This is a genomic window from Cyclobacterium roseum (assembly GCF_010119225.1).
Classification (GTDB): Bacteria; Bacteroidota; Bacteroidia; order Cytophagales; family Cyclobacteriaceae; genus Cyclobacterium; species Cyclobacterium roseum.
The window spans coordinates 1-13,278 of record NZ_WNKF01000023.1; the positions used below are offsets into that span (position 1 = coordinate 1).

The window sequence follows — 13,278 nt, forward strand, 5'->3', positions numbered from 1 at the left end:
GGTGTTCGTAGCTCCTTCCATGCCCTTATATCGCTTATATGGTTCCCCTTTTTTTTAAAACCATATAAGTTATTTAAGAAAATATAAGCTTGTTCGCAGGCCCTTCCATGTCCTTATATCCCTTATATGGTTCCATTTTTTTTAAACCATGTAGCCTGTTGTTAGATTTTTTCCTTTTAGTTTTTCAATCACTCATCCTCGAGATCTCTATATAGTTCATTCACGTAGGTTTTCTGGCCTTCGTTAAAAATATGGCTGGTATTAAAATTGATTAGCAAGCCTTCTGGGGAATTCAGAAGTTTCATGTAGGTGATAAGCTGGGCTTCGTGAACAGGTAATACCTTTTCTACGGCTTTTAGCTCCACAACCAGAATGTTTTCAATAAAAAAATCACAGCGCAACGCTGTTTCAAGGGTGTGGCCCTTGTAGTTTACGGGTACCCGTATCTCGGACTGGAAGTGTAGGCCTCTCAGGCGAAACTCTTGAATCATGCATTTTTGATAAACACTTTCAAAAAGCCCGGGTCCGAGGGCTTTATGGACCTCTATGGCGGCCCCATTGACCTGATATACCAGGTCCGTTAAGAAACGCTTGGTTATCCTCATGCCTTCAAAATTATGGATCCAAATAAAATTAAGCCTTTCTCATAAAAAATATTAGATTATTACATTTTTTTTTAAACCATATAAGGTATTTAAGAAAATATAAGCTGACCGTAGCCCCTTCCATGCCCTTATATCGCTTATATGGTTCCTTTTTTTTTAACCATATAAGGAATTTAAGTGAATATAAGGGTATTCGTAGCTCCTTCCATGCCCTTATATCGCTTATATGGTTCCTTTTTTTTTAACCATATAAGGAATTTAAGTGAATATAAGGGTATTCGTAGCTCCTTCCATGCCCTTATATCGCTTATATGGTTCCTTTTTTTTTAACCATATAAGGAATTTAAGTGAATATAAGGGTGTTCGTAGCTCCTTCCATGCCCTTATATCGCTTATATGGTTCCCCTTTTTTTTAACCATATAAGGAATTTAAGTGAATATAAGGGTGTTCGTAGCTCCTTCCATGCCCTTATATCGCTTATATGGTTCCCCTTTTTTTAAACCATATAAGGTATTTAAGTAAATATAAGCTTGTTCGTAGCCCCTTCCATGTCCTTATATCCCTTATATGGTTCCCTCTTTTTTGATAGCAAACCTACAATCTCGAATTATTAAACGCAACAATATTGCATAAAAAACAAAAAGTACTATATTTGCAATAAAGTTGCAAAAAATATTAAAGTATGAAAAAAAGAGTTTGTCGGCCTTCATTTGGATTTTGTTGGTTTTAGTGCTTCCATGCTTTGTGCCATCCATTGTATAGCCGTACCCTTTTTAGTCACATTAGCTCCCCTTGCGGGGCTTCATTTTCTCCACGATCCCTGGATTGAATACACCATTATCTTGCTGGGCTTCTTTATTGCTGCTATTTCATTGGTACATGGTTATCGAAGACATCATCAAAAAGGTCAGGCACTATGCTTGGTGGTAGCGGGATTTCTACTGATTGGATCAGGTCACTTGTTTCATAGCCAGTGGGGGGAACTACTATTGACCGGTTTGGGAGGAATTACCGTAGCCATTGCCCACCTGGTAAACTGGAAGGATTTCCGCCAGTCTGGTTCCGACTTATCATCCTGACCTAAACGAAACATTTTCAAAAAATGAGCGAATTCATAACCCGGTGTATATCGAAAATCAAGATGAAATTGCTAAAGGATGGGATTCAAAATGGGGAGATCGGAAGAATGAATTGGTCATTATTGGGCAGGATCTTGACCAAAAAGCCATTTCCAATGATCTAAGGGGATGTCTTGACCACTCATTTAACCCTGATAGCGCCGATTTTTCCTTCCGATTACAGGACTTTTGGCCCATTTAAAGATGTCCTGTTCAATATAGAACCCCTTCCTAAGCATCCACTTAATCGCTCAGCCAGTCCCACCTTTTGGCCCAGTCCAGTAAGTATTCCTCCCGGAATTGCGCAATGGTCCGGGCACCTTGCTGGTCTTCTATAAATAAGTCCGGATCCGATCGGTCGCTATACCAATGGGATCCCAATTGGAAATCTTCTTCGGAAGCTCTTCCCGGCCAGGGGTTGGTGCTGGTGTAGGCGCCTTTTAGGCCATGGAGTGCCGGAAGTTCGCTAATGGTTTCATAGCTGCCGGTTTCAGCTCGCTTGGGAGAATAGCGGATGCTGTATAGCCCGTCTCCCAGGTAATACCCCGGCCATACCTGATCCCATATCTCCATATGGAAACAAGCACTATCCGGGGCAATGCTGATTTCCGGTCCTTTAAATCGCCATTCCAACGTGGCATAAGAACTTACCGTATCGGCAGGACTGCTATTTCCGTCAAAAATTACCCGGGCACTCCGGTCAATAGGAACAAAGCTTCCCCCCCAACTTTCTCCCTCCGGGTCATCCGGATCGCCATGCAACAGGTACGCCAGGGAGGGCGTGTCACCCATTTTAATCCGGCCTCCGTAAAAGTCCTTAAAAGCCTCCCCCATCGCTCCTTTGCCCTGAATATAGCGGGAATAATAGGCATCGCCTTTCAGGTGATCAGGAGATTCGTTATCCATAAACCAGCCCCGGTAGCTGGCATTCGCCTCAACCATCCATAGCTCCGGATGATTTTGGGCAATGTAGGCATAGCTATTGACGCTCCATTTTTTATTGGGACCGCCAATCCAGTACACCCGAATTTTCTCCTCAATATCCGGGGCATCGTGCAGGGCCTGGGCCAGATCCTCCAACCCTCCCCATACCAAGACCCATAAGGGCCGGTCAATTTGCTTTCTGGCCCAATGGATGATCCACTCAGACCCTTCACTAGCATTGGCATAGCCCGCAAAAGGGGCACTGGAAATAGCACCTTGTTTGGTTAGGGAACGGAGTGATTCCGGTTCGGGAAAGCCTTCCGCCTGCGCGGAAAGTAGGGGATAGTCCTGCTCGTACAGGTCAATGATTTGATGAATTGCGGCCGTTCTCCCTTCTCCGAAAGGGGAAGCAATGAGCCCTTCGATGGCTACCTTGTCCGCATACATAAACAAATGAATCAGGGACTGAAAATCATCCGGGTCGGTTCCTCCTATATCCGTGCTCACCAGCACGCGTGGCTTTTCCATTTGTCCAAAAGCCGGGGATCCTTGAATCAACAGCAGTAGGGTCAGACAAAGATTAAAGTACCGAAAAGTCATAGGTGGGGTCATTTTTGGGTTTACGGTTCTGTAAATGCTGGCATTAGAGGCAGAGACAGGACTAAAGGTAAAAACAATGAATATAAAATCGGACAAAAAAAGTAAAGAAAAATCAATAAATTAGTACTATGAAATTAATACAAACGCTACTGCTGACGGCTATCCTGGCCTTGACTTCCGGAAGCATCTCCGCTCAGGAAGTCCCCGCCAAAAATCGCATCCTGGTACTGACCGATATCGAAAATGAACCCGATGATGCCCAGTCCCTGGTGCGGTTTCTTACGTATGCCAATCAATGGGATGTAGAGGGCCTTATCGCTACCACTTCCCGGCACCAGCCAGATCAAACGGCCGCCTGGCGAATTTTGGAAATTCTTGATGCCTATGAAAAGGTACGGGATAACCTGGAAATGCACGAAAAGGGTTACCCGCAGGCAGTTTCCCTGCGTAAACTTGTAAAAGAAGGCCGAGCGGATTATGGAATGGAAGCCGTGGGAGCCGGTATGGACTCACCTGGATCGGATTGGATCATTCAGACCGTTGACCAACCAGATGATCGCCCGGTATGGGTCTTGGTCTGGGGCGGCTCCAATTGCCTGGCGCAGGCACTTTGGAAGGTGCGGGAAACCCGCTCTCCGGAGGCCTTGGACTGCTTTGTGGACAAATTAAGGGTATATACCATCTCGGATCAGGATGACAGTGGTCCCTGGCTTCGGAAAAACTTTCCGGAGCTTTTCTATATCGCCAGCCCGGGGGTTCATTCACTTGGAGCCTACCATTTTGGTACCTGGTCAGGTATTAGCGGGGACAAGTTTCATGGCAGGTTTGCCGGTGGCAATTTTGAAATCGTGGACAATCCCTGGTTGGACCGGCATATCCGGAGTAAAGGACCGCTCGGTGCCGAATACCCTCACACTGAATACTTGATGGAAGGCGATTCTCCCAGCTTCCTGTACCTGATACCCAATGGCCTGGGAAACCCGGAGCGACCGGATTGGGGCAGTTGGGGTGGCAGGTACGAATATTACCAGCCACGCATGGAATCCTGGTTTTCCGAACCGGAAACCCGACCCCTTTGGACCGATGCCATGGATGAGGTGCTGGGTGCGGACGGCGAGTGGCACACGAGCAACAAAGCCACCATCTTCCGATGGCGAAGGGCTTTTCAAAACGATTTTTCCGCCAGGATGGATTGGACCATCAAATCGTATTCGGAGGCGAATCATCCACCGGTTCCCAAGTTGGCCATGGAGCAGCGCATGCAGGCAAGGGTAGGGGATCGGATTGAGCTGAATGCGGAAGGAAGCAGCGACCCGGATGGGGATACCTTGCAGTACCGTTGGTACCTGTATGGAGAACCAGGAGATTTCACCCTTTCCAACGGCCGGACGGCGACACCCCTGACCATTACGGATGCAGACAAAGCACGGGCGCATTTTGTGGTTCCCCAACCAGGTAAAATGGGAGAACTTCACCTTATTTTGGAAGTGACGGATGATGGAGAGCCTGCCCTTACCCGGTACAAGCGGGTAATTGTGGATGTCCGCCCCTGATAGCCAGGAGGGGAAAGTTGAGAAGCGTTGTTTCAGGTGGCTAGAGAGAAAATTAAAGAACTGTTAAAAAAAGGGTTTCACGCAGCGGGCGCGGCGAAGGGCGCGGCGAAGGGCGCGGCGAACGCAGCGGGATGCAATCCAGAGGGTTGGGTAAATCAGGGTTCCATACTTGGGTGGTTTGTAGATAGGGATCTGTCAACGTCTCCACCTCGCGTAAAAGGTTGAACGCAACGGGCGCGGCGAAATACGCAGCGATCGCAGCGGATTGGGATGATCGGGTTGATGTCTTGGTGACTTCTTCCCGTCAATTCGAGGGTGTTAACGTGAATTCAATCGAAAGGCAATACCTTCTTCGGCACGTGCGGCAGACTGTGGGTATACGTTTACGCTACTCGTTTTCTACTTGCTATCTACGGAGGACTTGCGGTTTCGCACCGTATCAGATTGGTTCGCGTTGCTACCAATGACGTATTTTACCACCCCCTTTCTCCCCCTCCTGAAAACAGGAGGGGGCTGGGGGGAGGTGATTTGATGTCAGTCTTTACTTTTTTTAACATGGTGAGGTTTAAATAGTTAAAAATACAAAAATGGATATGACAGGATAAAATACCCAACTCCGCTGGGGATGACCTGTTTGTAGCCCCGGGTAAGCTGACGCAGGAGGTGCAACTTTTAATCAAGTTTTCGTACTCAGGTGGAATGAAAATGGGGATATGTGATAATCCCCTCCGCGTCCGCCGCGAGAAACAATGGGATCGCTCAAAACAAGAGAACCGCCAAGTATCCCTCCTATGCTGAATGTGAAGGAAAAAGTTAACCTAAAATTTAAGAATGTACTCCTGCAGGTTGTCGCTGCGCTCCAGTTGTAGCTTCTTTCGGAGTCGGTAGCGGGCGATTTCTACCCCCCGGACTGAAATATTCATCAGGTACGCAATTTCTTTAGTAGACAGATTCATCCGCAGGTAGGCACTAAGCTTGATTTCCTGGGGACTGAGGTTGTCGTATTCCTTTTTAAACCGGGCCATAAAATCGCCGTGCACCTGGTCAAAGTGGATTTCAAACTGCTCCCAGTCCTGGTCTTCTGCAATGTTCTTTTCGATGGTCTTAATTACTTTCTGGATTTCGTTTTTTACTTCCTGATTTTTGCTCTTTTTGGTAATGCTGTTCAGGTTGTTCCGCATCTGATCGATAAAGCCGTTTTTGTTAATCAGGTGCATGGTGGCAGCGGCCAATTCTTTGTCCTTAATTTGGATTTCCTGCTTCAACCTTTCGGTTTTTAGCCGCTCCACCTCTTTTCGGCTTACCTTCAACTCACTTTCTTTTGCTTCGATGACTTTTTGGGAGTCTGTCTTTAGCTGTAAGGTTTTCTTTTGGTACCTTTTTTCCACCAGGCGGTAGACCAGAAAGGCACTCAAAATCAGCAGGGTAAGGTAGATCAGATAGGCCGTTTGGCTTCGGTACCAGGGAGGCAAGATCTCAAATGAAAAAGTGGCCTCCGGACTCACCACTCCATACAGGTTTTTGCTCCGGACATGAAACGTATAGCTGCCTTCTCTTAAGTTGGTATACGCTTTTTCCCTTCTCGCGACCCACTGCCCAAACCCATCCTCGAATCCCTCCAGCCAGTATTGGTACCTCAGGTCCTTTTCATTATTGGGGGTAGGATTGCTGCTCTCAAAACGTATATTGGCTTGTTTATAGGGGATGCGAATGGATGGTAAGGGGAGTTGCTCCCCGGTATTTCCGGCAAAAATCAAGGAGTCCGCTGCCCCTGTCAGGTAGGCAGCCCGAATCAGGGTAGGGAATACAGGGGGATCAAAGGCATTGTCATTCAGGCTAAACCTAATAAACCCTTCGTTGGCTGCGAAAAGCACTTCGTTTCCGCGCATGACGGAGATATTTTGCAGGTCGTCGTTGAGCAGGGGAAGCAATGGATTAAAAACCTGAAACTGCTTGGAATAGCTGCCGTCTACTTCCTTTTCCAATACCCCGGTTTCGGTCTCTCCGATAAAATAGATATTTCCCATCTGGTCTTCCGCCAGGTAATGGATCAGGCTACCTTCTTCAAAATATGTGCTAAAAAAGGAGTCTCTTTCGAAGGAATTTCTGCTTTCGTTGTATCGGAAAATTCCTGCCTGGGTGGTCACCACCAGGCGATTGTTTATTTTCCAGACGTTGTTAAGTATATCCGTTGGCAGGCCTTGTTCCGACCCGAAATAACTTACCTCGGCCGTTTCCAGGGTTTCATCCAGCTGGAGCTTGTACAAGCCCTTGTAGCCATGGGCAACCCAAATATTGCCCTGATCATCCTGCTCCACAATCCTGCTGGATTCATTGAACCCTTCAATTTTTCGCAGGTAACGGATGGAATCTTCCCTAATTTCAAAAAGGTGCAAACCAAAATAGCCACCAGATAAAATGAGTTCGGGATGATTTCGCAGGGGCTGAAAATTCCATATTCCCTCCGGGGCTCCGATTTGCCGGGAAACGCCATCCTGAAGGACAAAGGCACCATCATTATGGGCGATCAGGATCCGGTCCTGAATGGGTTTAATCTGATGTACCTGCCCGGTAGAATTGGGAAGCCACTCCATGCTGTTCGTGGTAGCTGCTTCCCGTACATAGACCCCATTATTCGTCCCAAAGTAGAAATTTCCTTCGTGGAAAGTGGCATGGTACCCCGTGCCGGTAAGTCCTGAAAAATGATTGATTTTACTAAAGGGAAGACTTAATTGAATCAGGCTAAGTCCATTGTTATGCCCCAGCCATAAATTACCCGAAAGGTCTTCAAAAAGCGAAACGACGGAGTTATTGTTTAATCCATTTTGCCGGTCCATTTTCATCCGTTCAGTTCCTGCCGGATCCAGCAATAGTAGCCCGTCAAGCTGGGTTGCTACGGCGATGGTCCCGTCTTTAAGGCGCAGAGCGGCATTGATGGTCAAGTTTTGGCCTCCTGGCCAGTTTTCGGTTGATTTTCCAGAACTGGTAAAAATTCCGTTGTCCCGGGTAAAGACCAAAAAGCGATCCGGCCCGGCAGGAAGCAGGCCCGTTACCAGTTTATCTGAGAAAAAGGGATTTAGTGGGCTAAAGGAGCCATTTTGAATTTGAAGCAAGCCGGTTCCCCTTTCATTTACAATCAGAGAGTTGTTGTGGAAATGAAAGCTCTCAAAACCCTCACTACTTTCCAGGCTATAATCAAATTCATGATCGGTCGTGTAGACAAAGATGCTGTTGCTTGTGCAGAAATACAGGTTTTCCTCCCCTAAATATACCTTCCAGACTTCATCCAGGTCCCGAAGGTTTTCCGGAAGACTGTCTTTCAGGGAATGAAATTGGAGTCGGCCCAGTTTGTCGGGCATAAAAATGCCGAATTCTCCCTGTCCGGAGGCATACACCATTCCCTTTTCATTGACTGCTACATGCCTGATTTTAGTGCTGTTGGGTAAGGACTGTCGCCTCCAGGTGGTACCATCGTGTATCAGTAGGCCGTAGTTGTTAGCCACATACAGGATCCCACTGGCATGTTGGGTAATGGCATAATTTTGAATACCGCCCTGGTATTCCTGACTGGAATAATAGCGGGAAAAGGGGATACCCATGGATTGGGATTGGGCCATTTTCACACCTGCCAGTAGGATTAGGAGGCTGAGTAGGTACTTCATCTGCGTTGATCGCCTGGTACGAGTAGCCAAGTTACTGGATTTCTTTTTGATGTACTAACTAATTACAGAACATGAGGTTTACTGGAAATTTAAAAGTTCGATTTTAATCCTTTAAACGCGTATTTTATACGTTTTTGTAGAGTTTTTGTGAAAATGAAAATAGGGCCTTGTAGTACTTATGATGTACTTCTATTTTTTCGAGAAACGGATATTTGCAGCACCTTGGGAGCAGAAATAAATCCAAGATCAAATGAAAAATGTTTTATTGCTTTATTTTACCTTGTTCCTCTCCGCAAGTGGATGGGCACAGTCCAATGAAATCATTGGCACGGTAACGGACGAAACGGGGTTTCCGCTTCCGGGGGTGAGCATCCTGAAGCTGGGAACCAGCACGGGTACGGTGACGGATATTGATGGGAGTTTTTCCATCGAAGCTAGCACCGGAGAAAGCCTCCAGTTTTCTTATCTGGGCTTCCAAAGTCAAACCCTGACGATTGACAACAGCACGGAGCTAACCGTAGTCATGCAGGAAGATGTGTCCAACCTGGACGAAGTAGTGGTCATCGGCTATGGTTCCGCCTCCAAAAGGGAATTAACCGGAGCCACCTCCCAGGTAAAAGGGGAGGCCATCGAAAAGATGAACATGCCCAGAGTGGACCAGGCCCTTCAGGGGAAATTGGCCGGTGTGAATATTTCCACCAACTCAGGTGCGCCCGGCGGAACATCTAATATCCGGATTCGGGGAATTGGCACCTTTGGGGATAACGATCCGCTGATTCTGGTAGACGGAGTCATTTATGATGCCGCCGGATTAAATGCGCTAAACCCAGGTGATATTGAGTCCGTGAACGTATTGAAGGATGGCACGGCTGGAATCTACGGAGTCCGCGCTGCCAATGGCGTTATTCTGATTGAAACGAAAAAGGGAAACCTAGGATCGAAGCCGCAATTGGACCTAAACGGGTATTATGGTGTGCAGGAGACGGCCAGACAACTGGACCTGCTGAATGCCAGAGAATATGCTATCCTAAAAAATGAGGCGTTCGCCGCAGGAGGACAGCCACTACCCTTTGCCAACGTAGAATTGGGAGAAGGGACCAACTGGCAGAATGCCGCATTCCAGCAAGCTCCCATTCAGGAATACAATATGACCCTGACCGGAGGATCGGAAAAGACCAGCTATTCCATCGGGGGAGGTTATTTTGCCCAGGAGGGTATTGTAGGGGGATCCAAAGCAAATTTCGAAAGGTACAATGCAAGGATAAACTTTACTACGCAGGTAGCCCCAAAACTTAAATTTACCAACGTATTACTGTTTACGCGTGAGGAGAGCAGTGGCTTGCCACAGGGAGGAATCGGATCGGTTTTGTACAATACCATCAATGCCTATCCGACAGAACCCATACGAGTGGGTGACCGGTACTCTTACCTGGAAAATGTCAATGACATCATCAACCCGATGGCCCAAATGGAGAATACCTACAACAACTCCTATGTAAACAAGCTGGTGGGTAAAGAAGAAGTGGAATACACCATCAACGATCATTTTACCTGGACCGGAAGGGCCGGATACAATTTTGCGATGGTAGATGCCAAAACGTTTAATCCACTGGTCTGGTACGGGCCGGGCAAATTTGCCAATTCGGCGAGAAATGCCAACCTGGATCCGGTGTTGGTGGATGTAGGCGGTCTGGAAATTGAGCGGGGAGCCAATGTGTTTGAGTCCAGAAATACCTTTTTGGATTATAACCTGGAGACTTATTTAAATTACAACAGAACCTTCGCCGATGTACACCGGGTAAAAGGGATGTTTGGACTTTCCCTGGTAGGTAACCGAAGTGAAGGGCTAAATGGAACCGGCTTTAATATCCCCAATAATGACTTGAATTTTGCTGACATTTCCGCCAATCAGGCTTCGGGAGGATTCTTGAATAATGTAGGTTCCTTTCAGAGTCGGCAGCGGCTCACTTCTGCGTTTTTCCGTGGAGAATACGATTACAAGCAGCGGTATCTTTTCTCTGCCATCATCCGAAGAGATGGCTCTACTAACTTTGGCCCCAATAACCGGATCGGGTATTTTCCCGCTGTTTCAGGAGCATGGGTGGTGTCTGACGAACCGTTCTTTAACCTAAACGGCATTGATTTTATGAAATTGAGGGCCAGTTTTGGTGTTTCCGGAAATGATCAGATCGGGCTGTTTCGTTACAGAGGGCTCCTGAATGGATCGGCCACCTACGTGTTTAACGACCTGATCGTCAACGGGGCTGCCATAGGCAATACCAGTAATCCCGATCTGAAATGGGAAACGACCTACCAAACGAATATTGGATTGGACTTTTCCCTTTTGGGTAACCTGGATTTTACGGCCAACTATTTTATCAAAAATACGAAAGACCTGCTCTTCCAGCCGGATGTATCTGCGCTATTGGGAGCCTACGGTCCCGGAGGGGCACCACCGGTAATTAACGCTGGGGACGTGTTAAACCGAGGTATCGAATTGGAGCTGGGATATGCCACTAATCGCTCAGAGGGAGTGAATTTCAGTGTTGACTACAATTTGACATTATTGAAAAACGAAGTGACAGCCGTTCCTCTGGGATTTGAATTTATCCCGGGTGCCCCTTTTAGCGTAGGAGGCAATGTGGCCAGCCGTTTTGAGAAAGGATATCCCATAGGATATTTCATCGGGTACCAAACTGATGGTGTTTTCCAAACTCAGGAAGAAATTGCCACAAGTACGGTGAGTCAACCCGGGGCACAGCCTGGGGACTTTCGCTTTGTGGACCAAAACGGGGATGGTGTCATCAGTTTCGGCGACGATACCGACCGTACCAGTCTGGGATCTCCCATACCTGACATGACCATGGGCCTCAACTTATCGGTGGATTTCAAAGGATTCGATATTGGCGCCAATGCTTACGCTGCACTGGGTCAGGAAATTATCCGTAATTACGAAAGGCAACAACCCTATGCCAATCAACAGGCCTATTGGATAAACCGTTGGACCGGGGCGGGTAGCACCGATGAGTATCCAAGACTCACTACGGGAGCCACCCGAAACACCGTATTCTCCGATTTTTATGTAGAGGACGGGTCTTTTCTACGGTTACGGAATGTACAACTGGGATATACCCTACCTACTACCGTTTCGCAGAAAATCGGCATGAATTATTTTCGCTTTTACCTGGCAGCCAACAACCTGCTGACCCTAACCCGATATCAGGGTTTTGACCCGGATGTGGGTTCCGGAAACCCGCTTTTTGCCGGAGTGGACAATGGGATTTATCCTCAGGCAAGAACATTTATGGCAGGTTTTAACATTAAATTCTAAATACAATGAAGTATATATATCAATGGTCACTCGTCCTGCTATTCGGGACATTGACCGCTTGCGATAGCTTACTGGACATCGATCCGGAATTTACGCAGGATGCCGAAAATTTCTTTAATACGGAAGAAGATTTTGACAGAGCCATTATAGGTGTCTACGACATGATGCAACCAGCCTATCTGAACATGTGGATAGGGGAGATTGCTTCCGACAATGCCATTGCAGGTGGAGAAAGCGTGAATGATTCTCGCGGTCTTCACGAAATTGAAAACATGACCCATGGAGGTGTCAACGAAGAGTTGAGAGCCGTCATGCGGGTAAATTATACGGGCATTGCCCGGGCAAATTACATTTTCGAAAATCAGGAGAAAGTCGATTTCGAAGGAAAAGACCTGATACTGGCCGAGGCAAAATTCTTGCGCGCCTATTTCTACTTTAACCTGGTGAACTATTTTGGAGACATGCCGCTAATTGTGGACCGCAGGATTTCCATCAATGAGATTTCCACTGCACCGCGCACGCCAAAAACGGAGGTTTATCAGCAAATTGAATCCGACCTCAGGGAGGCCTTGGCGGTGTTGCCCTGGAATGTGGATCAAACCGGCCGTCTGACTAAAGGAGCCGCGATGGCCCTATTAGGAAAAGCCTTGCTGTATCAGCAGAAATACGAGGATGCTGCCACGATTTTGGGAGAGCTGATTGATACCAATCAGGCGGGATATGCCCTTTTTGAGAATTTCGAAACCCTGTTTCTCGCTCAAAATCAAAATGTGGCGGAAGATGTATTTACCATCCAATTCAGCGGATTGCAGGGAGGAGACTACGGATGCCTGGTCTGCCTGAATGGCAATGCTGCTGTAGGATTTCAAAGTATTCGCCAATACACCGGTCCGGTGTATGCCGATGGCAACAGTTACAACCTGCCCACCGAAGACTTGTATCAGGCATTTGAAGACGGAGACATCCGTAGGGATGCCAGCGTATTGGATTTAGATGCGTTTATTGCGGCACAGCCTAATCCGGATGAAATCACCTATGCGATAGGTGGTGGAGGCCATACCGGCTATTTCAATAATAAGTACATCAAACGGCTGGATGAGCTTGGCTTGCCCGATAACGATCTGACCAGCCCCTTGAATTACCGGGCGATCCGTTGGGCGGATGTGTTACTGATGGCTGCCGAGGCTTTCCAACGATCCGGGAACGATCAGAGGGCCCGGATGGAGCTAAACAAGGTTCGTTCCAGAGTAGACATGCCTGCCATTAACAGCTCAGATGATGCCTTGTATCAGGATATTTTGCAAGAAAGAAGGCTCGAACTCTCCGGAGAAGGACTACGGTTCTTTGACTTGGTTCGGACAGGCCAGGCAGCTGATCGGATCAATGGCTTTATAGCAGGTCAACACGAGTTGTTTCCCATTCCTCAGGTGGAAATTGATCTGGCAGGGGGTAATTGGGAACAAAATCCAGGATATTAAACATAT

General features: G+C 47.3%; 8 protein-coding genes. 5 read left to right on the forward strand and 3 right to left on the reverse strand.

Annotated elements, in window-relative coordinates; translation table 11 throughout:
• Positions 1-188: 188 nt before the first annotated feature.
• Positions 189-605, reverse strand: a complete 417-nt coding sequence (locus tag GJQ68_RS21300; protein WP_162416568.1) for a GxxExxY protein — start codon at positions 603-605, stop codon at positions 189-191.
• A gap of 711 nt (positions 606-1,316) precedes the next feature.
• Between GJQ68_RS21300 and GJQ68_RS21305 the strand changes: the two genes are divergently transcribed.
• A complete protein-coding gene (locus GJQ68_RS21305) occupies positions 1,317-1,685 on the forward strand; it encodes a MerC domain-containing protein (RefSeq protein WP_162419295.1) in 369 nt (122 codons plus the stop codon).
• A 43-nt stretch (positions 1,686-1,728) separates the two neighbouring features.
• Positions 1,729-1,926, forward strand: coding sequence for a GTP-binding protein (locus GJQ68_RS21310; RefSeq protein ID WP_235941833.1), 198 nt, complete (start codon positions 1,729-1,731; stop codon positions 1,924-1,926).
• A gap of 41 nt (positions 1,927-1,967) precedes the next feature.
• Here GJQ68_RS21310 and GJQ68_RS21315 read toward each other — a convergent pair whose 3' ends face one another.
• Positions 1,968-3,248, reverse strand: coding sequence for a nucleoside hydrolase-like domain-containing protein (locus GJQ68_RS21315; protein WP_162419296.1), 1,281 nt, complete (start codon positions 3,246-3,248; stop codon positions 1,968-1,970).
• 128 nt (positions 3,249-3,376) lie between these two features.
• On the opposite strand from GJQ68_RS21315, the gene GJQ68_RS21320 reads away from it, so the two are divergent.
• On the forward strand, positions 3,377-4,801 hold the full coding sequence (locus tag GJQ68_RS21320; protein WP_162419297.1) for a DUF1593 domain-containing protein: 1,425 nt from the start codon (positions 3,377-3,379) through the stop codon (positions 4,799-4,801).
• Between the two features lie 818 nt (positions 4,802-5,619).
• On the opposite strand, the gene GJQ68_RS21325 is transcribed toward GJQ68_RS21320, so the two are convergent.
• The gene (locus GJQ68_RS21325; RefSeq protein ID WP_235941834.1) at positions 5,620-8,463 is read right to left on the reverse strand and encodes a triple tyrosine motif-containing protein; all 2,844 of its coding nucleotides are present in this window, start codon (positions 8,461-8,463) and stop codon (positions 5,620-5,622) included.
• A 250-nt stretch (positions 8,464-8,713) separates the two neighbouring features.
• On the opposite strand from GJQ68_RS21325, the gene GJQ68_RS21330 reads away from it, so the two are divergent.
• Both GJQ68_RS21330 and GJQ68_RS21335 read left to right on the forward strand, forming a co-directional pair.
• Positions 8,714-11,794 carry a SusC/RagA family TonB-linked outer membrane protein gene (locus tag GJQ68_RS21330; RefSeq protein WP_162419298.1) on the forward strand — a complete coding sequence of 1,027 codons (3,081 nt, stop codon included), beginning with the start codon at positions 8,714-8,716 and terminating at the stop codon, positions 11,792-11,794.
• 5 nt (positions 11,795-11,799) lie between these two features.
• Positions 11,800-13,272 (forward strand): RagB/SusD family nutrient uptake outer membrane protein, encoded by a 1,473-nt coding sequence (locus tag GJQ68_RS21335; protein WP_162419299.1) that lies wholly within the window; start codon positions 11,800-11,802, stop codon positions 13,270-13,272.
• The last annotated feature ends 6 nt before the right edge of the window (positions 13,273-13,278 follow it).